This window comes from Paenibacillus tyrphae (assembly GCF_027925525.1).
GTDB lineage: Bacteria > Bacillota > Bacilli > Paenibacillales > NBRC-103111 > Paenibacillus_G > Paenibacillus_G tyrfis_B.
Window position 1 is genome coordinate 1 of record NZ_BSDJ01000046.1, and the last position, 18,569, is coordinate 18,569.

At 55.2% G+C, this 18,569-nt stretch carries 20 protein-coding genes and 3 tRNA genes; 19 read left to right on the forward strand and 4 right to left on the reverse strand.

Features of this window, described 5'->3' with window-relative positions:
- Positions 1-432, forward strand: a 432-nt coding sequence (locus QMG93_RS32665; protein ID WP_281944028.1) for an FG-GAP repeat domain-containing protein, incomplete at its 5' end; no start/stop codon positions are given.
- 217 nt (positions 433-649) lie between these two features.
- Here the strand turns inward: QMG93_RS32665 and QMG93_RS32670 are convergent.
- Entirely contained in the window at positions 650-1,702 is a 1,053-nt protein-coding gene (locus QMG93_RS32670; protein ID WP_281944030.1) for a 2,3-butanediol dehydrogenase, read from the reverse strand.
- A 265-nt stretch (positions 1,703-1,967) separates the two neighbouring features.
- Between QMG93_RS32670 and QMG93_RS32675 the strand changes: the two genes are divergently transcribed.
- Together QMG93_RS32675 and QMG93_RS32680 are read left to right on the forward strand one after the other, a co-directional pair.
- Positions 1,968-3,011 carry a LacI family DNA-binding transcriptional regulator gene (locus QMG93_RS32675; protein WP_281944032.1) on the forward strand — a complete coding sequence of 348 codons (1,044 nt, stop codon included), beginning with the start codon at positions 1,968-1,970 and terminating at the stop codon, positions 3,009-3,011.
- Positions 3,012-3,094: 83 nt separating this feature from the next.
- Complete coding sequence (locus QMG93_RS32680; RefSeq protein WP_281944034.1) at positions 3,095-3,793, forward strand: PIG-L deacetylase family protein; 699 nt, start codon at positions 3,095-3,097, stop codon at positions 3,791-3,793.
- A gap of 26 nt (positions 3,794-3,819) precedes the next feature.
- Here the strand turns inward: QMG93_RS32680 and QMG93_RS32685 are convergent, their stop codons facing one another.
- Positions 3,820-4,479 carry a DNA-3-methyladenine glycosylase family protein gene (locus QMG93_RS32685; RefSeq protein ID WP_281944036.1) on the reverse strand — a complete coding sequence of 220 codons (660 nt, stop codon included), beginning with the start codon at positions 4,477-4,479 and terminating at the stop codon, positions 3,820-3,822.
- Positions 4,480-4,670: 191 nt separating this feature from the next.
- Here QMG93_RS32685 and QMG93_RS32690 point away from each other — a divergent pair, with 191 nt between their 5' ends.
- From QMG93_RS32690 to QMG93_RS32740, 11 genes are all read left to right on the forward strand, one after another.
- Positions 4,671-5,708 (forward strand): ABC transporter substrate-binding protein, encoded by a 1,038-nt coding sequence (locus QMG93_RS32690; protein WP_281944038.1) that lies wholly within the window; start codon positions 4,671-4,673, stop codon positions 5,706-5,708.
- The gene (locus QMG93_RS32695) at positions 5,705-7,765 is read left to right on the forward strand and encodes an iron ABC transporter permease (RefSeq protein WP_281944040.1); all 2,061 of its coding nucleotides are present in this window, start codon (positions 5,705-5,707) and stop codon (positions 7,763-7,765) included. Before QMG93_RS32690 ends, QMG93_RS32695 begins: the two co-directional genes overlap by 4 nt.
- A 1,067-nt stretch (positions 7,766-8,832) precedes the next feature.
- Positions 8,833-8,909, forward strand: a tRNA-Glu gene (locus QMG93_RS32700).
- 93 nt (positions 8,910-9,002) lie between these two features.
- A tRNA-Gln gene (locus QMG93_RS32705) sits at positions 9,003-9,073 on the forward strand.
- A gap of 9 nt (positions 9,074-9,082) precedes the next feature.
- Positions 9,083-9,156 (forward strand) — tRNA-Asp (locus QMG93_RS32710).
- 53 nt (positions 9,157-9,209) lie between these two features.
- Positions 9,210-9,785 (forward strand): ribonuclease H-like YkuK family protein, encoded by a 576-nt coding sequence (locus QMG93_RS32715; RefSeq protein ID WP_281944042.1) that lies wholly within the window; start codon positions 9,210-9,212, stop codon positions 9,783-9,785.
- A 34-nt stretch (positions 9,786-9,819) separates the two neighbouring features.
- Positions 9,820-10,392, forward strand: a complete 573-nt coding sequence (locus QMG93_RS32720) for an RNA 2'-phosphotransferase (protein ID WP_281944043.1) — start codon at positions 9,820-9,822, stop codon at positions 10,390-10,392.
- Entirely contained in the window at positions 10,389-11,183 is a 795-nt protein-coding gene (locus tag QMG93_RS32725; RefSeq protein WP_281944045.1) for a TatD family hydrolase, read from the forward strand. The genes QMG93_RS32720 and QMG93_RS32725 overlap by 4 nt, the downstream gene beginning before the upstream one ends.
- Before the next feature lie 471 nt (positions 11,184-11,654).
- Positions 11,655-12,287 (forward strand): 3-hexulose-6-phosphate synthase, encoded by a 633-nt coding sequence (hxlA, locus tag QMG93_RS32730; protein ID WP_216790798.1) that lies wholly within the window; start codon positions 11,655-11,657, stop codon positions 12,285-12,287.
- A gap of 5 nt (positions 12,288-12,292) precedes the next feature.
- A complete protein-coding gene (gene hxlB, locus QMG93_RS32735; protein WP_216790800.1) occupies positions 12,293-12,850 on the forward strand; it encodes a 6-phospho-3-hexuloisomerase in 558 nt (185 codons plus the stop codon).
- A gap of 232 nt (positions 12,851-13,082) precedes the next feature.
- Positions 13,083-13,466 carry a winged helix-turn-helix transcriptional regulator gene (locus tag QMG93_RS32740; RefSeq protein WP_281944048.1) on the forward strand — a complete coding sequence of 128 codons (384 nt, stop codon included), beginning with the start codon at positions 13,083-13,085 and terminating at the stop codon, positions 13,464-13,466.
- A 103-nt stretch (positions 13,467-13,569) separates the two neighbouring features.
- Here the strand turns inward: QMG93_RS32740 and QMG93_RS32745 are convergent, their stop codons facing one another.
- Positions 13,570-14,082 (reverse strand): SEC-C metal-binding domain-containing protein, encoded by a 513-nt coding sequence (locus tag QMG93_RS32745; protein ID WP_216790802.1) that lies wholly within the window; start codon positions 14,080-14,082, stop codon positions 13,570-13,572.
- Between the two features lie 156 nt (positions 14,083-14,238).
- Positions 14,239-15,903 (reverse strand): PhoX family protein, encoded by a 1,665-nt coding sequence (locus tag QMG93_RS32750; protein ID WP_281944052.1) that lies wholly within the window; start codon positions 15,901-15,903, stop codon positions 14,239-14,241.
- Positions 15,904-16,032: 129 nt separating this feature from the next.
- On the opposite strand from QMG93_RS32750, the gene QMG93_RS32755 reads away from it, so the two are divergent.
- The 5 genes from QMG93_RS32755 to QMG93_RS32775 are packed head-to-tail and all read left to right on the forward strand — an operon-like array spanning position 16,033 to position 18,503.
- Positions 16,033-16,569, forward strand: coding sequence for a GNAT family N-acetyltransferase (locus QMG93_RS32755; protein WP_281944053.1), 537 nt, complete (start codon positions 16,033-16,035; stop codon positions 16,567-16,569).
- The gene (locus QMG93_RS32760) at positions 16,550-16,882 is read left to right on the forward strand and encodes a DUF6916 family protein (RefSeq protein WP_281944054.1); all 333 of its coding nucleotides are present in this window, start codon (positions 16,550-16,552) and stop codon (positions 16,880-16,882) included. Before QMG93_RS32755 ends, QMG93_RS32760 begins: the two co-directional genes overlap by 20 nt.
- 38 nt (positions 16,883-16,920) lie before the next feature.
- Complete coding sequence (locus tag QMG93_RS32765; RefSeq protein WP_281944055.1) at positions 16,921-17,436, forward strand: phage tail protein; 516 nt, start codon at positions 16,921-16,923, stop codon at positions 17,434-17,436.
- 30 nt (positions 17,437-17,466) lie between these two features.
- Entirely contained in the window at positions 17,467-17,964 is a 498-nt protein-coding gene (locus QMG93_RS32770) for a phage tail protein (protein WP_281944056.1), read from the forward strand.
- Positions 17,965-17,981: 17 nt separating this feature from the next.
- Positions 17,982-18,503, forward strand: a complete 522-nt coding sequence (locus tag QMG93_RS32775) for a phage tail protein (RefSeq protein ID WP_281944057.1) — start codon at positions 17,982-17,984, stop codon at positions 18,501-18,503.
- The last annotated feature ends 66 nt before the right edge of the window (positions 18,504-18,569 follow it).

Genomic DNA, 18,569 nt, shown 5'->3' on the forward strand with positions numbered 1-18,569 from the left:
GTAGGAGATGTGAACGGGGACGGCAAAGCAGATGCGATTGTCTATTTCAATGGGGAATGGTGGGTATCGTTGTCTAACGGTAATGGATTTAACGCCTATAAAAAATGGGTCGAAGGCCATGGAGTCGGTTCGCAGACGCAAATGGTAGGAGATGTGAACGGGGACGGCAAAGCAGATGCGATTGTTTATTTCAATGGGGAATGGTGGGTATCCCTGTCCAACGGTAATGGATTTAATGCTTATAAAAAATGGGTTGAAGGCCATGGAGTCGGTTCGCAGGTGCAAATGGTAGGAGACGTGAACGGGGATGGTAAAGCAGATGCGATTGTTTACTTCAATGGGGAATGGTGGGTGTCGTTGTCTAATGGCAACGGATTTAATGCATACACCAATTGGTTAAAGGATGATGCTAGACTTTACAATGGACATTGAGAATAACTAGCTGCACGTCATTTTGATGATGTGATATAATTGAGTTCCACCGTCCATCTGCTTCTGCCGCTAGGTGGGGGCAACTGAGAACGATATTTTTCGGTATCAAAAGGCAAAATGGGGAACGACCAAACAACAATACGCCACGTTGCCGTCGTATAAAGAAAAGCAGTCCCGGACATCCGTGCCGAGATGCTTTTCGCTAAAAATCCGCTGTTTACAGTTTGGGAGTTACGAGGATTTTCACCTGATTTTTTTCTTTCAACAGCGCCTCAAAGCCATGCTCCACCGCTTCGTCCAGCTTGATTCGCTTCGTAACCAGCTTCTCGGCAGGGAAAAAGCCTTGTTCCATCAAACGGATGACCGCCGGGAATACATTGCGGTACCCGATGATGCCTGTCATGCTCCGCTCCTTCATGACAAGGTGGTTCGGCCGGATCGGCGCTTCTCTTTCGAAGATGCTGACAATCATGATCTGTCCGGCGACTTTGGTCGACTCGATCGCTTGGGTGAGAACGGGAGGTACTCCGGTCACCTCGAAAGCGATGTCGGCGCCACCGCCTGTTCGTTTGTGAATCTCTTGAACCACATCGTATTCTTTCGGATCGATGACGATCGCGCCCAGCTCTTCCGCTTTGCGCTTGCGTTCCGGCGAAAGCTCGACGGCGTAAATTTCCGAGGCCCCGGAAGCCTTCAGTGCCTCGATGACCAGCAGGCCGATCGGGCCGGTACCGAACACGACGGCTTTGTCCCCAACCTTCAGCTGGCTTGAACGAACGGCGTACAGCGCAACGGCGGATGGTTCGACTAAGGCGCCTTGCTCGTAAGAGACGCTGTCGGGAATTTTATGGACCATGTGTTCATCCACGGCTACATATTCAGAGAAGCCGCCGCCACCGCCGGCGAGGCCGAGAAAGCCCATTTTTTCGCAGAGGTTATATTTGCTCTGCTTGCACGAAGGGCATGTCCCGCACGCGAAGACGGGCTCGACGACGACCCGGTCGCCCACCTTCACCGAGGCGACACCTTCCCCGATCTCGACAACTTGTCCGGAAAATTCATGCCCCATCACGATAGGGGCTTTTTCTTTTGTTAGCGGGTGGGCCGTGCTTTCCGGAATAAAAATCGGGCCGGCCACATATTCGTGCAGGTCGCTTCCGCAAATGCCGCACCATTCCACGCGAATTTTTACTTTTCCTTGGGGCGCTTGTGGTTCCGTAATCGTTTCCAAGCGCAGATCCTTCACACCATGCCATCGTAACGCCTTCATGCTTGCATTACATCTCCTTACTGGGTTGAGTAATAAATGAATTTAGCAATAAAATAGGAAACGTTTCCGTCAATAAATAATGTCACAAGTTTGATACATTTGTCAAATTGATTTACGAATGAAGATGGTTTAAGCAGAGGTGACGGCTTAACGTGCTTGCCAATGGCTCGTCACAAATGGCGGCATCGTATGCTATAATAAAGAGAGACAAGCGACAACGGTTCGTATCATAGAAAACGATTCCAATCAAGAAAGGACATCGCTCTTGACCAGAAAGCAAAAAGTAACGATTGAAGATGTGGCGAAGAAAGCGAGGGTGGGGATCGCCACCGTATCGCGCGCCATTAACGATAGCGGCGGGATCAGTCCCAAAACGAAGGCGCAGATCCTGCAGGTGATTGAGGAAATGGGCTTCACGCCGAATACTTCGGCGCAAAGCTTGAAGGTGCGGCAAACGTACCAGATTGCCTTGGCCGTGCCGGATATCCGCAATGCGATCATTCCCGAAATCGCCTGGTCCGTGGAACAGACGGCGAAACAGCATGGCTACCGCGTCGTGCAGATCAACACGACCGGCAACGCCCGGACTGAGCTTGAAACGGTGCGCGAGGTAAAGAAGCTGCATGTGGACGGGCTGATTATTATGCCGCTTGCATATCCCAAAACATTGGTGGAACTGATCAATAAAGCAAGCGTACCCGTCTCGATCATCAACTATGGAAAAAAGCTCGACGACCATGTAAAAGCGGACGTCGTCGGCTTGGCCAGCCAGGAAGGCCGCCTCGTGATGGAACATCTGATCAAAATCGGCCGGACGCGAATCGCATACGCGGGTGCCCCGAAGAACAAAATTGAGGAACGGTATTTTGCCTACGAGCAGTCGCTGCCGCAGGTAGATCCTTCCCTCGTTTTTTTCGGCGAGGATTTCTCGTTTGAAACGGGCTTGCGCGCAGCCGATTACTTTTACAGCCTCAAACATATGCCGGATGCCATCTATGCGGTCAACGACATGGTGGCCATCGGGATTGTGAACCGCTTCAAGGAGTTGGGCATCCGCGTTCCGGAGGATGTGGCGGTCGTGGGCATCGACAACAACTTGTGGTCGACGGTGACAAGCCCGCAAATCAGCTCGGTCTCGATCATGGGGGATGAAGTGGCCCGCCTGGCTACCGAGCTTTTGCTGAAGCGGATTCGCGACCACGGTACCGGGGAATATGAACGGGTGCAGTTCGAGCCTCGGCTCATTGTGCGGGAATCGAGCGTGGCAGTCATTCGCCAGCCCCCTTCCATTACGAAAAGGGGCAGATGACCGATACGGAAAAAAGGGATGTCGCTTCGTTTTGATCTCCCGAAAGTAGGCTATAATGGGTCTAAAAAAGGAGGTGGCTGACGATGGGAGAACCGGTCGGATTTTTATACGCGCACCCGGACGATGAAACCTTTTTGAGCGCGTGCCTGATCCGGCAGCTGGCGGATGAAGGGCATGCGCCCGTGCTGCTGCTGGCGACCAAGGGCGAAGCGGGACAAAAGAACGGCTATGCGGCGCAAGCGACGAAGGAGGAGCTTGCCGTGATCCGGGTCAAGGAGATGGAGAAAGCCGCCGCGGTGCTGGGCATTGCGGAAGTGGAGCATCTCGGCTTTCCCGACGGAAAGCTGGACACAGTCGACGAGACGCTATTCTTGGATGCGGTCATCGGCTTCATCAACAAACACCGCTTGAGAATCGTGGTAACGTTTCCGGAGGACGGCGGAAATTTTCATCCCGATCATATGGCGATTTCACGGTTTGCGACAGCGGCCGTCCTGAGCGGGCGGTGCCCTTCGGTCCAGAAGCTGTACTACATTCGGTCGAAGACGCTGACCGAGCAAGGCTATGAACCGACGCTCGTTATCGATACGGAACAAGCATGGAGCGTCAAGGCGGAAGCGCTGCGCGCCCATACGTCCCAGCTTCTCGCGATCGAGAGGTATTTCGGGAATTTGGACGTTTTCCCGGAGAACCGGCGCTACGAGTCTTTTGTCTTGAACTGGGAACGGGGGCAGCGCTGGCCTTCCAAAACCGAGACAAGCCTATTCGACGGTTTGCTCTAACCGACGGTTCGACGGTGAAAAGTAGCTCAGCCTGAAACGAGTTCCTCGACCGTTTTGCCTGAATCGACATATCCGCGGTTGACGGCTTCCCATAAGTAGAGGGAGGCGACGCTGCAATACGGCGACCATTTCTGCGCATGCTGCGCCAAAGGGTTGCCGTCTTTTTTATGTTCCGCCGAATATAGCCATCGGGCCCCTCGCACCAGACCCACATCACCCAGAGACAGCACGTTCATTCGCCCTAAAGAAAAGATCAGAAACATTTCCGCTGTCCATTGGCCGATCCCTTTTACCTTGGTTAGCATCTCAACGACTTCGCGGTCTTCCAGTTGGGGCAGCAGGGTCAGGTCGATTTCCTTATGAAGCAGCTTTGCGCTCAAGTCTTTGATGTAGTTGATTTTGGCGGACGATAGTCCGGCGGTTCGGAGCGCTTCAGGATCGACCCGGTCGATCTCCTCGGGAGTGATGGAGGAGACGAGCGATCTTACCCGGCTGTTGATGGTGGCTGCCGCTTTCACGGAGAGCTGCTGCCCGACAATCGACAGTACCAGCGACTCAAAATGGCTGCTGCGCACGTTGAACGTCACTTCGCCGATGAGGGCGATCAGAGTGGCCATCTTGGCATCGTTGAGGCAAAGATGACTTATTCGCTCATCGTCCGAATTCAGCGTCATACTGCGGTTCACGAAGGTTCCCCCTTTTCCATGGCGCCTGCTTTGTTGGCATCATTATCTCATAAAGTATTTCCCGGGAAAATCTTTGGTCTCCAAATTCATTCCGAACAACTGGGGATTGACAGATGCAGGAAACCATTTTAAACTGTCAATTGATAATGATAATTATTATCAATTAATGTACATACTTAGGGGGCTGTATCATGTCACGATCTATGCATCATTTTCTACTGGTCTTTTGCTGCGTCATGCTATTCATCGCCGGTTGCGGAACGGCGAATACCAATACAGCTTCCGCTCCGAAAGCCGCTTCCGGCACCGACGCCAAGAAGCCGGAGCAAGCATCGACGCAAGAGCAGGGCAAATCGCAAGATCCGGCGGTTCGAACTATCAACCATCTGCTCGGCACCACAGAGATCAAAGGCACGCCGCAGCGCATCGTCGCCATCGAATGGTCCGTGGTCGAGGACGTGCTGGCGCTGGGCGTCCAGCCGGTCGGCATTGCCGATATCGAAGGCTACAAAAAATGGGTGAAGGTGAAGCACGAGCTGTCCCCGGACGTGAAGGATGTCGGCAGCCGGGTCGAGCCGAGTCTGGAGCAAATTTCCGCGCTGAAACCCGATTTGATCATCGCGACCAACCGTGTCGAAGCCTTCTACGACAAATTAAAAGCGATCGCTCCGACCATCGTGTTCTATCCGAACACGGAAAAGGAGCCGGATGCTTACGCGATGATGGAGAAAAATTTCCGGATTGTTGCAGACGCGCTGAACAAGAAGGACGAAGGGGAAAAAGTGCTGAAGGAAGTCGATGCGGCGATTGCTGGTTTGGCCGAAAAAGTGAAGAAAGCGGGCAAAGCGGACTCCGAATTCATCTTGGTGCAAGCTTTCTCGCTGAAAAAGGCGCCGACGATGCGCATTATGTCGGATAACGCGATGTCCGCCAAGGTGCTGATCAAGCTGGGGATGAAAAACGCGTTCAAGCCGAAGGGTTACGTCCCGACCTTCGAAGAAGGGGGCGTCGAGCCGCTGCTTGCCATGAAGAAAGCGAATTTCTTCTACATCGTGCAGGATGACGATAACATTTTCACCAACCAGCTGAAGGAAAATCCGGTATGGAAAAACCTCGATTTCGTCAAGGAAAACCGGATGTACGCGATGGGCGGCGATACATGGCTGTTCGGCGGACCGCTGTCGGCACAGCTGATCGCTGAAAAAGCGGCGGCGGCGATGACCAAATGAGAACGGAAAGAAGCGGCGTAAACGCTGCTTTCTTTATGCGCGGGTGGGCCCCGCCCGTTCTCGTGTTCGGCGGGGGGGCGGCGCTGCTGCTCCTGCTCATGGTCGTCCATGTGATGCAGGGGGCCGCCGATCTGACTCCCCGCATGGTGCTTGAAGCGGTCTTCGCTCCGCAGGATACGGCCGAGCACCAGATCGTACGGACGCTGCGGCTGCCGCGGGTCGTAGCCGGTATGCTGGCCGGCGGGGCGCTTGCGGTCGCGGGCGTGCTGCTGCAGACGATTACCCGCAACCCGCTGGCATCGGCCGGTACGCTCGGCATCAACGCGGGCGCCTATTTCGCGGTCGTGGCGGCCACCGTGTTCGCCCCGTCGCTGATGGGCGTCTCGCCGATGCTGGTGGCGTTCGGCGGTGCCGTTTTTGCTGCGCTGCTGGCCTATTCGCTGGCCGGGGGACTGCGCGCGACGCCGCTGCGCATGACGCTGGCCGGGATGATCGTATCGATGGCCGTGTCCGCGATGACTGGCGCGCTGCAGCTGCTGTTCGAAGAGGAAACGAGCGGTTTGTTTCTGTGGGGCAGCGGCACGCTTGTGCAGAACGACTGGAGCGGCGTCAGCGCCGCCTGGCCTTGGGTTGGGGCTGCCGCCGCGGCAGCCCTGTTTCTCTCCCGCTCGCTCGACCTGCTGCTACTCAGCGAGGAGACGGCGCAATCGCTCGGTCAGCATGTGGGGCGAATCCGGCTGATCAGTCTGGTTCTGGCGCTGCTGCTTGCCGCGGTGATCGTCAGTATCGTCGGTCCGGTCGGCTTTGTCGGGCTGCTCGCGCCGCATCTGGTTCGCTTGATCGGGGTGCGCAGCCACAAGCTGCTTCTGCCGGCCTCCTTCTTATGGGGGGCCGTCATTCTGGTGGCTGCCGACGTCGGCAGCAGGCTGGCCAACAACAGCTCGTACGGCGAGCTTCCGGTAGGCGCCGTGACGGCGCTCATCGGAGGGCCGTGCCTCGCCTATTTGTCCTACCGGGCGGCGCAAAAGCATCGCGAGGTGCCGAAGCCGTCCGCCTCGTCGCTTGGCACGACGACCCGCTTTCTTCCGTACCGGGCGCTCCTTGGTCTATTCGCGGTGCTGCTCGTTGCGGTCACGATTCTGGGCATGATCTTCGGCGATGTAAAAGTCCCGCTGCAGGACGTGCTGGCGGCGGTTCAAGGCCAAGGCCCCGAGCTGGCCCGCTCGATCGTGCTCGACCAGCGGCTGCCCCGGATGCTCGTCGCGGCCTGCGCCGGCGCGGCGCTTGCGGTCAGCGGCCTGCTGCTGCAGGGGGTCGTGCGCAATCCGATGGCCGACCCATCCATCGTCGGCGTCTCGGCCGGGGCCGGAGTCGGCGCGTTGCTTCTGCTGCTCGTCTGGCCGGAGCTGCCGATCGCGCTGCTGCCGTTTGCTTCCTTCGCCGGAGCGATCGCCGCGGCGCTGATCGTCTATCTTATCGCCCGCAAAACGGGCCTGCAGCCGGCCGTGCTGGCGCTCGTCGGGATCGCGGTATCCGCGTGCGGCTCAGCCGTCATTCAGCTCATCGTGGTCCAGACCAAAATGAACGTGGCCGTGGCGTTAGCCTGGATTTCCGGCAGCACATACGCGCGCGGCTGGGAGGAGCTGGCGCAGCTCGTGGTGTGGCCCGTGCTGCTGCTGCCGCTCGCATGGCTGATCGGGCGGAGAGTGGACATTTTGGCCTTCGGTCAGGAGGGTGCGGTGGGCCTTGGGGTCAACGTCGAGCAGACGCGGCTGAGAGCGGCGGCGATCGGCGTGGCGCTGGCGGCCGCGGCTGTATCGATCGTAGGCACGATCGGCTTCGTCGGGCTGATCGCCCCTCATGCGGCACGCCTTCTGATCGGGCACAATCACCGCCGGCTCATGCCGCTTGCTGCGCTGCTCGGGGCTGTCCTGCTCGTATTGGCCGACATCGTCGGCCGCAACCTGCTGCCGCCCAAAGAAATTCCATCGGGCCTAATCGTCTCGCTCCTCGGAGCACCTTATTTTCTATGGCTGATGCGGTCATCACGCAGATAAAATGCGAATGGGATGATGCGACGATTAGTAAGATGTGAACTGCGACGGTGCAGTGATCCTGACTGCAAATAGGATTTCAGCAAACTCAGGCTGCCATTTGGCGGTCCAGAGTGTTGAAAAAGTGGTTCATAAACCAAATAGAGATACATACGGTGTGGGGTATCCACTGGAGGAGCGATAGCGTTCACCTTTGTCTGCGGGAAATACCCGCTGCCAAGCGGCTTCCAATTAAGATTTCCTGCAGACAACAGTGACCGGAAGTGGATACCCCACCTCCTCGTACAGCTCTATTACCTCAATTGACCACCTTCTCAACATAGCTCGTTGCCATTTGGCAGTCTGATTTGCGTCTCGCAATGATCCGGCGCTCGTCATGTTTCTTTTGCCCGGGATCTATTTGGGAGCTCTGGATCACCAATTTTTGCCGTACTGCATCCTTACGGCGGTAAAGCGTGAAAGTTAAAGAAATACAATTTTACAAAAATAATGGTTGACACGTTTGCGGAACGCATGATAAGATTTCACCAACTTGATGAACACAAAAGCGAAGGGAGGTTAGGAACATGAGAACGCATAACGCATTCGAACAACTGTTACAGACCGAGCAAGGATCCGCTCATGATTCCTTTCATAACCAACGCTTTTTACGTAGCTTTCGCGTACCTGTACGATGTTTGGGGCTTTTAGACCCGTCGTAATTGGAATTCGGTAGGTGAGGCTGCGAATCGTCGTAGCCTTTTTCTTTTGCCTTCGTGGCGGGAAAAAGGGACGAAGCGCAGCTTTTTTGTTTGCTTAAATTCGCGTGGAAGGAGAGAGTAGCGATGACGAATCATGATAAGATTGTCCATGTTCACGAGGTCCAATTTGAATTACAAACAAAATCCAGTAGTCTTGATTTGCTCCGAACCCCTCCTTCCCTGAAGGTCGGGCGATTCTGACATACGTTTTGGCGTATGCAAAATACGGAGATACAAGGCTGCCGGATCACGGCGGCTTTTCTTATGCCTTGGAGCGAATCGGGGCAAAAGAAGAGCGCGTGAGCTAGCAGTCTTTTTCATTGTTAACGCGGCGCATTAGGCAAGCGGTTAAGCCACACGACTTTCACTCGTGCACTCGGCGGGTTCGAATCCCCCATGCGTCACCATTTCATCATGGATAGGATGTAGTCATAGAGGTTGCTGCTCTATTCGGCGACTGGCAGACCTGCGGGCCGTCCCCGCACCTATCCGTCCAACTCAGGGGAATCGCCAAGTGGTAAGGCAGCGGCTTTTGAAGCCGCGAGCGGTGGTTCGAATCCATCTTCCCCTATACCCACATGGAGCTGTGGAGAAGCGGGAGTTCTCGCCGGTTCGTCAGACCGGAGGCCGCGGGTTCAAGTCCCGCCGGCTCCAACCAAATACATAACGAAAGGATGCCGTGTACGTTGTACAGGTGACAAACAACCATGAAGCGAACAAATCTTTTTTCCATGCACGATGACCTCATATTTCACAATGTGACAGAACGCCGCCTCTCCCTCGACGATGTGATCGAGCGGATGCTGCGGTTCATCTCTCAAGATCCGGCATCGCCGTATCAATTGATGATCGGTACCGACAGTCAGGTTCACCGCGGTCATACCAAATTTGTGACCGGTATTATTATCCGCCGTCCGGGCAAAGGCGCTTGGGCCTGTTACCGGCAGGTGGTGCTTCCCCGGGAGCTGACCTCCGTCAAAGAGAAGCTGACGATCGAAACGTCGCTCTCGCAGGAGATAGCCTGTTATTTTGAGGGGGATGCGGTGAACCGGATGGAAGAGCTGCTGCTGCCCTATGTGTATCAAGGCGCTTCGCTCGAAGCGTTCATCGATATTGATGCGGGCACGGAGCCGGTCGTCAATAAGACGTCGCTATACGTTCAGGAGATGGTGGACCGGGTCGAAGCGATGGGAAGATACGCCGCTCGGGTAAAGCCTGACTCGTACGCCGCCTCCGCCTATGCCAACCGGCATACGAAACGCCCAGCCAGCCTGGTTATGTGAACTTTTTAAATTTTTAAATAAGGAAGAGATCGACATGTTAAATGAAAAAACGGAAATTCGCTTAAGTAAATTTATGACCAAACTGTTAAGGCACGATCCCAAAGCGTTCGGGCTTATCCTGGATCCAACGGACGGGTCGTGCGAACTGAAAGACATGATGCGCGCCATCCGGTCGCAGTCCAGATGGGCGTCGATTACGCTGCAGGATGTAGAGCAGGTCGTGCGCAATTCGGATAAGCAGCGCTTCGAAATCGCGAATGGCCGCATCCGCGCCCGATACGGGCACAGCTTCGAGAAGATTCGCTACGAGCCCGGCGACCCGCCAGAGACGCTGTATCATGGCACGAACCGTCATGCCGCGCCGGCAATTCTGCGGGAAGGCATCCGCCCGATGGGCCGTCAGTACGTGCATTTGTCCGAAGGGCTGCAGTTCGCCACATTGGCAGGCAGTCGCAGAGGGGAGCTTGTCATCCTGCGCGTGGACACGGCTAAAGCCCGCAGTATGGGCGTATCGTTTTATTTTGCGGGAAATGAAGTGTGGCTGGCCGACGAAGTGCCGGCGTCCTGCTGCGCCGTAGACGAGGGGAGAGGAGCGAGCAGACGATGAAGAAGCCGTCGCTGATCGATATCGGAGTCAACTTGATGCACCGCTCGTTTCACCCGGACCGTGACCAGGTCGTCGCCCGGGCGGAAGCGGAGGGCGTCTCTCCGCTTATTTTGACGGGGACGCATATGCGAAACAGCGAAGAAGCCGCGCGATATGCGGCCCGGTTCCCGGGCAAGCTGTACTCCACCGCAGGCATCCATCCGCACGACGCCCGCAACTGCGGCCCGGACACGCTGGCACAGCTGCGGAAGCTGGCCGCGCTGCCTTCCGTCGTAGCGATCGGGGAATGCGGCTTGGACTACAACCGCGATTTCTCGCCGCGCGATGTGCAGCGAAAGTGGTTCGAAGCGCAGGTCATGCTGGCGTGCGAGCTGCGGATGCCGTTGTTCCTGCACGAGCGGGAGGCGCATGCGGATTTCGTCCGCATCTTGAAGACGCATCTGCACCGGATTGACAGGGCGGTCGTCCACTGCTTCACCGGCAGCGCAAGCGAGCTGAAGACGTATCTCGATATGGGACTGTATATCGGGATTACGGGCTGGATTTGCGACGAGCGGCGGGGCAAGCATCTGCGGGAGCTAGTGCGGCGCATTCCGCTCGACCGGCTGATGATCGAGACGGACGCCCCGTTCCTGACCCCGCGGGATCTGCCCGTCAAGCCGGCGGAAGGACGCAACGAGCCTGCGTTTCTGCCGCACATCTTGCAGGCTGTATCCGTATGTGTGGGCAAAAGCACGGAGGAAGTGGCCAAAGCGACGACGCAAGCAGCCAGACATGTTTTCGGGTTGTAATTGTAACGGAGCGTCTTTCGGCCGCAGCAACCGGCAACCGGCAACCAAACCGGAGCCGGATCGGCGGCATTTGTTGCGCTGCAATCCAATTTGTAAACAGGCGAACCGGCATACCGGATTCGCTTGTTTTTTTTCTGGAGCCGTCCCTTCAACGCAACGGGTTAAATCGGCATGGGTGCAACCGTATCTTTCCGCTCCAGATTTGCAATCATTTCATTCCAAGCAATCGGCTTGTTCGACAGGACAGCGTAATATCTTTTCGAAAATTTCACAATCAGATCTGTTGGCAGTTCCTTCCCATGATTGTTCACCGGAAGGAAACAAAGGTCGAGTCCAGTCACAGCTTCTCCATTTATTAGTATCCTCCAAGTAACTACCCCACGGCAAAGTGCCTACTTCCTAAAATGAAATGAAGGCTCTACAATGGGCTGTGTCGAACAACAACAATCATTTTGAAGGAGAGATCATCCTATGGAGCTTCAATTGGCACTGGATCTTGTAGACATTCCCGGAGCAAAACAAGTGGTTGCGGAAGTGGCGGAGCATATAGATATCGTCGAAATCGGCACGCCGGTTGTCATTAACGAAGGATTGAGGGCGGTAAAGGAAATCAAAGAGGCATTTCCGGCTTTGCGCGTTTTGGCTGACCTGAAAATTATGGATGCAGGCGGGTACGAGGTCATGAAAGCATCCGAAGCGGGGGCGGATATTATTACTGTTCTGGGTGTCTCGGACGATTCGACAATTCGAGGGGCCGTCGAAGAAGCCAGAAAACAAAACAAAAAAATTATGGTCGACATGATCAACGTGAAGGACATTGAAGGCAGGGCCAAAGAAATCGACGAGCTTGGCGTGGATTACATCTGTGTTCATTCCGGTTATGACCATCAGGCGGCAGGCAAAAACTCTTTTGAAGAGCTTATGGCGATCAAGCGTGTCGTCAAGCATGCGAAAACGGCGATTGCAGGCGGTATTAAGCTGAATACGCTGCCGGAAGTCATCAAGGCCAGCCCGGACCTGGTTATTGTTGGCGGCGGCATTACCGGTCAAGAGGATAAGAAGGCAACTGCGGCTGAAATGAAACGATTGGTTCGTCAGGCCTAATCGCCATGCAAACGATAAAATATGCATCCGAAATCGTGAAGGAACTTCATCGCTCGGTAGAACGGATTGTCGAAGAAGAAGCGGAAACATTGGCCGATATCATTTTGCAATCCAACAAGGTATTTGTGGCTGGCGCCGGAAGGTCGGGTTTAATGGGACGAGCTTTTGCCATGCGCCTGATGCATACCGGCATAAATGCCTATGTGGTCGGGGAAACGATAACTCCCGGCATCGGCAAGGACGATGTCCTGATCATCGGCACGGGCTCGGGGGAAACAAGGAGCTTGATCCCAATGGCCCAAAAAGCAAAAGGTCTGGGTGCATCCGTTGTTGCGGTCACGATTGCTCCCGAGTCGGCGATCGGAAGTTTGGCAGATGCTCTGGTGAAGCTGCCAGGATCGCCTAAAGATCAAGCAAGCGGCGGTCATACGACGATCCAGCCGATGGCTTCTTTGTTCGAACAAACATTATTGGTATTTTACGACGCTGTCATTCTTCGGATGATGGACAAAACGGGACTGGACTCTGACCGGATGTACGGCAGACATGCCAACCTGGAGTAAGTCGATCGCAAGTTACTTGAAAGTCCTCGCCGCTCTTGGTGAGGACTTTCATTCATACATGAAGCCACGGGAGGCTGGAACCTATGGATTCAGCGGACATACTGTAGAAAAAAGCAGTTGATGCATTCGAACCATGTACAAACTCATCGACTCCTTTAGTTTCCGAATAGATGGTATATCCTTTTATCTATTGTAGTTACTTATGGTATACTATCGGGAGGAGGGGATGACGATGGCGAACGAGGTAAGAGATCGAATCGATTTGATGACGATTAACTGCGAGAAGGAATTGACGCTGGCCGTGATCGGAGGCAAATGGAAATTAATCATTTTGTGGCATCTCGGGTTGAAAGGAACGAAACGGTTTAGCGAACTGAAAAAATTGATTCCCCACATTACGCAAAAAATGTTGACCAATCAGCTGCGCGAATTGGAAGAGGATCAGTTGGTTTTCCGTAAAGTATATCCCGAAGTTCCGCCCCGGGTCGAATATTCTTTGACGGAGCACGGTGAAAGCCTCGTACCTGTCTTGAAAATGATGTACAACTGGGGGAAAAATTACGGGGAACAAGTCATATGGAAAGACGGGCAGACTTGCCAAGAGACCGCATTATAGTCGACCCTTGACACGTTGGCATAGTAGCAACGACAACAAAAACCGTTTTCCCGATGAGTCGGGAGAACGGTTTTTGTTTTGTTCAGCATATCTTACGCACGGTCTATTTGCCGTTTTTCATCTGCTCGGCGAACTCCGTAATTTTTTGCGCCCGCTGGGCGATCGAACCGGAGGATACGTTGTATTTGGCCGAAAGCGCCGATTGCGTCACTTCGGCAACGCCGTGCATGGAGCCGATGGCGTATTCCATAGCGGCGAGCATCACGTCCGCTTTGCGGATCTGCGGGCGTTCGTGGGACGCGTAAGCATGCCATAAGGCAACGGCTTCCGTAATGCGCTGCCAATCGAAGGTTCCCACCATTTGTCCGGCTAATTGTTCGGCGACCGATTGATATATTTCTTGAGGCCAGTCCAGCACCTCAATAAGTGTCTGCACGGTTTCCGCATTGAGAGACGGACCTTGATCCGTTGAAGGCCGGATGTTGGACGGCGAGCCGGTATTCGGCGCTGCCGCTTGGAGTTGAGGCGCTTCACCGGTCAGAAGGCAGCAGTGCTTGTACTTCTTGCCGCTGCCGCAGGGACACGGCTCATTTCTTCCAATTTTTCGCAAGTTCATTCCACTTCCATTTCTTCTGCCAAATTCACTCTGATGACATTATAGCCTTTGAAAGGAAAAATTCCAAGGCTTCGACACGATTCGACAACATTAAGAGGTAAATCCGGTGCTTTTTACGAGGAAAAAGCCTCCGCAGGGGAAGGCTTGTTTTCCGTATCAAGCGAAACCGCTGATGGCGACGACGGACGGGCGAGGACCGGAATCCCCGGAGCGGTGGGGCCATAGGCTCGTCGGTTTGCCAGCTTGCGCTGTGGTTTGACCGGGGTGCGAGACGGACAGGAACAAGGTCCGCTCGTCCGCCGTGAAGCAGGGGCCCGTCAAAGCCGCTTCCGCGGGCGCGGATGCAAAAAGCTGCGCCGCCGCGGCGTCCTGGCCGGCTGTGCGGACCACGTACAGCCCGTTGTTGCGGAACGGAGCGTACGCGCCTTGATTCAGCTTGTCCGCCGGGATATCGGAGGCGACCCACAGGTTGCTCCGGTCGTCGAAGAGGAGCGTTCCCGGCGAGCTGTAGCCGCTGCTGCGTCCGCCGTTCGATACGATCTCGTAGTCGAATGCGGCGGCGCCTGCATCCCCGTTCTGTTCCGCAAGCTGCGCCAGATGCCCGTGGATATTCCCGTGGCGTACATTATTCGGATAGGCGGCGATCAGGGCGCCGCTTTTGGCATGAACAGCCAAACCGGCCGGCCTGTCGGTTGGCGTCGCACCCAAGATCAAGGCGGCGTCCTGAGCGTAGACGAGCACATCGGCTTGCTCCTTGTACCGCTCGACGAGCACTTCCTTTATTTGATTGACGCCGAACGGCACTTGGAAGTCGTCGCGGTTCAACGCTTTCTTGACGGCTTCGATCGTCAGCGGAACCCATCGCCCGTTGACGAGGTCGGCCGCGTAAAGCGTGCCTTCGGTCAGCAGGTCGGCGTTTGCTTTTCCAGACGCAGTCTGGAACTTCCCGGAGCTGACAAATTTGTAAAGACACGAATCCGGGGTCGTATCCCCCATGTAGACGACCACGCGGCCGTCCTTGCTTAGCGTTACGGCCAGTTGGCCGTGATGGAACCGGCCAAGGGCGGTGTGCTTCCGCAGCTTGAAATTGCCGTCGAACGGATCGGCTTCGATCACCCAGCCGTAATGCGAGAGCTCAAGCCCCGCGCTGCCGCAGGTGCTCTCGAAGTCTCCTTCGCAGGAAAGCACGGTGCCCCAAGGCGTGACGCTCCCCGCACCGTTCCCGAAGGTGCCCTGCACCAGCGCGGCTCCCTTCACGGCGTGCGTTCCCCGGGCCGGGCCGGAAAGCTCGACCCGGTCATAGCCCGTAATCCGCCGTCCGTACGCGGAGTCGGGTTTGATTTTCCACTTGCCTTCCCGATCGCGGTACGCTTCAACGATTGAGGCTCCTTGGTTGTACAATAGCGATTTGACCTGATCTGCGCCGAGGGGGCCGGGCTGCCGCTGACCCAGCGCGAGCAGCGGGTGGACAGAGGCGTGATTGACCCAGAGAAGCCCGTTCACCTGCTTGTCGTCGAACGGAAAGAAACGGGTAAACTCGTTATTGTAGCCGAACGTATCGCCCTTACCGTTAATCGGGTCTCCGAAGCTGGCCAGAACGTCGTACCTGAAGCCTTTGGGGAGGACGAGCTCGTCGCCCGCTCCAGGTTCGATCGGTGCGAAAGCATCGGTTACTTTGCCGGTTTTCCGGTCGAACAGGAGATCACTTGCAGCGGCACTGCCGGTAAAAGCGCCCAAGCCTGTCGATGCAGCGGCAATCGTAACGGCTCCGGTGCCAAGGTACGCCAGAAACGTGCGTCGGGAAAGCGGTTTATTTTTCATTCGAAATCTCCTCTATTAGAGCATCAATTCGTTGTAGCCGAAAGGTAGGAAACTATGTATAATTTAATTGAACAATCTAGTATTTTATACCTAAATTTTAAGATAGCATAAAATGTTGGTTTGCGGAATATGGCGGCAGACGCAGCGGACAATTTTTTTGACGGCAATCAGGCCCGAAGGCAGGTGCAGGCGGTGTTACGTTTTTCCCGCGCCCAAGCGGAGGACGAGTCCTTTCTTTATGAAGTGTATGCAAGCAGCCGGATCGAGGAAGTCGGGGCATGGGGCTGGGGACCCGGACAGATCGACCAGTTTCTCCGGATGCAGTACGGGTTTCAGCAAAAGACGTACGCCGCACAGTATCCGGAAAACGGATGGGAGATCGTTTGGCGCGGGCAGGAACGGGTCGGCCGTTGGATGACGGCCCGGCTGGAAGACCGGATCGTGCTGGTCGATCTGGCCTTGCTTCCTGTGTATCAACGGCAGGGGATCGGTACATCGCTGCTGCAAACGCTTCAGCACGAAGCGCAAAAAGCCGCTAAGCCACTTTGCCTGAGCGTGCAGGTACATAATCCGGCCCGGCGTTTATACGAACGGCTCGGGTTCCGTACGGAGCAAGAAACCGAATTGTACTGCGAGATGATCTGGCATGCCAATACTCTATCCTAATGTAGGTGATATTTTGCGCGCGGATTCTTTTTCATCTTTTCATGGTGCGCTGCATACCAGCTTTAAAGTGCTGCTGGATGAAAGCGAAGCCGAATTGATTTTGATCGAGGCCAAGGACACAGGCACCTCACCCGATTACGAGCAGTTCTCATTACTCTTTGCAGGCCCCCCGGAACCATTTCTCCCACAGCAGATCTATCTGTTCAAGCATCCACAGTTGGGCGAACTCCACCTTTTTACGGTACCCGTAGGCAAAAATCCCGAAGGTTTTCTGTATGAAGTTATATTTAGCCGCCCGCTGGCAGCACAATAGCGTTCGCTATACCGAATCGAAAAAGGAGTTGATTGTTGATGTCAGAGTCGTATCTGGGGGAAATCCGGATGTTTGCCGGTGAGTATGCGCCTGCAGGCTGGGCGTTTTGCGACGGACAGCTGTTGTCCATTGCAGAGAATGATACTCTCTTCAACCTGATTGGCACGACCTACGGCGGGGACGGGCAGGTGACCTTTGCTTTGCCGGATTTGAGGGGACGGGTGCCGATCCATACAGGGCAGCGGGCAGGGAGTAGTTCTTATGTATTGGGACAAAAGGATGGCGTCGAATCCGTAATGCTGAACACGAACCAACTGCCTGCGCATACGCATAAGACGATGGCTCAGTCGCAGCAGGGAACGACGGATTCGCCGAAAGACGGATACTGGGCGAACTCGACGCTAACGCAGTTCGGCGGCGGGGCGCCGAGCGGAACGATGAACCCCGGCGCCTTAGCGCAATCCGGAGGCGGCCAGCCGCATGACAATATGATGCCTTTCACAACCATTTCGTTCATTATTTCCTTGAATGGGACTTACCCTAGCCAAAACTAATTTAGATAGATTGTAGGAGGAGGAGTCGGGGTGTCGGAACCTTATTTCGGACAAATTAAATTATTTGCTTTTGGCTTTGCGCCGCGCGGATGGGCTCAATGCAACGGACAAATTTTGCCGATTAATCAGAATCAGCCCTTGTTTTCCCTTCTGGGAACGACCTATGGCGGGAATGGAGTAACTACCTTTGCGCTCCCGGATTTGCGCGGGCGGGTGCCGATTCATCCGGGGAATGGAACCACCTTAGGACAAGCCGGGGGCGAGGAAGCGCATACGCTGACCTTAAACGAAATCCCCGCACATACCCATCAGGCGTGGGGGAGCAATGACATAGCCTCGTCCAAAAGCCCCGTAAATAACGTCTGGGCCAAAACGGCAGTAAGCTCCTACCATACGCAAGCCGACAAACAGCTGAGTGCGGGCGCTGTGGCCAATGTGGGACAAAATCAAGGTCATACGAACATGCAGCCCTATACGGTTTTGAACTTTTGCATTGCGATTCAAGGTGCTTATCCAGGCAGGGAGTAGGAGGGGGGAGCAGGCTCATGGATAGTTTTTATGGGGAGATCACGATGTTTGCAGGTAGTTTTGCTCCTAAAGGCTGGGCTTTCTGCAACGGACAACTTATGCCGATTGCGCAAAATACGGTGTTGTTTTCGATCATTGGGACGAAGTATGGAGGAGACGGGAAAACGACGTTTGCCCTGCCAAATTTGCAGGGAGCGGCTCCGATGCATAAGGGGGAAGGCCCGGGCTTAACAGAGCGTATAATTGGGCAGTCCGGCGGCAGCAAAACGGTAACGCTAATGGCGGCGGAGCTTCCCGTACACACGCATCCGGTCAACTCCGCTGCTTTAGGTTCCGGAACGACGGTCGAAGGAACGGTATGGGCGAAAACACCGGGGCGTGTCGGGGGAGCCGCTTACGGCGGCTTTACGAATCCCGTTCGGCTGGATCCGGGGGCGGTCCAATCGGCAGGGGGCTCCCAGCCTCATAACAATATGCAACCCTATCTTGCCGTTCATTTTATTATTTGTATTACTGGTATTTTTCCTCCCAGAGGCTGATGCGCCGGTATCCGGTACGCTATTGGCCGTTTAAAAGGGAGAATCGGTGAGACGAAGGAAGGATAT

Bases quoted from the DNA above. Each gene is read 5' to 3' on its own strand.
- QMG93_RS32720 (WP_281944043.1), top strand. From the start codon at position 9,820: ATGTTAAATGAAAAAACGGAAATTCGCTTAAGTAAATTTATGACCAAA.
- QMG93_RS32695 (WP_281944040.1), top strand. From the start codon at position 5,705: ATGAGAACGGAAAGAAGCGGCGTAAACGCTGCTTTCTTTATGCGCGGG.
- QMG93_RS32715 (WP_281944042.1), top strand. From the start codon at position 9,210: ATGAAGCGAACAAATCTTTTTTCCATGCACGATGACCTCATATTTCAC.
- QMG93_RS32760 (WP_281944054.1), top strand. From the start codon at position 16,550: ATGCCAATACTCTATCCTAATGTAGGTGATATTTTGCGCGCGGATTCT.
- QMG93_RS32765 (WP_281944055.1), top strand. From the start codon at position 16,921: ATGTCAGAGTCGTATCTGGGGGAAATCCGGATGTTTGCCGGTGAGTAT.
- QMG93_RS32750 (WP_281944052.1), bottom strand. From the start codon at position 15,903: ATGAAAAATAAACCGCTTTCCCGACGCACGTTTCTGGCGTACCTTGGC.
- QMG93_RS32755 (WP_281944053.1), top strand. From the start codon at position 16,033: ATGGCGGCAGACGCAGCGGACAATTTTTTTGACGGCAATCAGGCCCGA.
- QMG93_RS32775 (WP_281944057.1), top strand. From the start codon at position 17,982: ATGGATAGTTTTTATGGGGAGATCACGATGTTTGCAGGTAGTTTTGCT.
- QMG93_RS32745 (WP_216790802.1), bottom strand. From the start codon at position 14,082: ATGAACTTGCGAAAAATTGGAAGAAATGAGCCGTGTCCCTGCGGCAGC.
- QMG93_RS32725 (WP_281944045.1), top strand. From the start codon at position 10,389: ATGAAGAAGCCGTCGCTGATCGATATCGGAGTCAACTTGATGCACCGC.
- hxlB (WP_216790800.1), top strand. From the start codon at position 12,293: ATGCAAACGATAAAATATGCATCCGAAATCGTGAAGGAACTTCATCGC.
- QMG93_RS32740 (WP_281944048.1), top strand. From the start codon at position 13,083: ATGGCGAACGAGGTAAGAGATCGAATCGATTTGATGACGATTAACTGC.
- QMG93_RS32690 (WP_281944038.1), top strand. From the start codon at position 4,671: ATGTCACGATCTATGCATCATTTTCTACTGGTCTTTTGCTGCGTCATG.
- QMG93_RS32680 (WP_281944034.1), top strand. From the start codon at position 3,095: ATGGGAGAACCGGTCGGATTTTTATACGCGCACCCGGACGATGAAACC.
- hxlA (WP_216790798.1), top strand. From the start codon at position 11,655: ATGGAGCTTCAATTGGCACTGGATCTTGTAGACATTCCCGGAGCAAAA.
- QMG93_RS32670 (WP_281944030.1), bottom strand. From the start codon at position 1,702: ATGAAGGCGTTACGATGGCATGGTGTGAAGGATCTGCGCTTGGAAACG.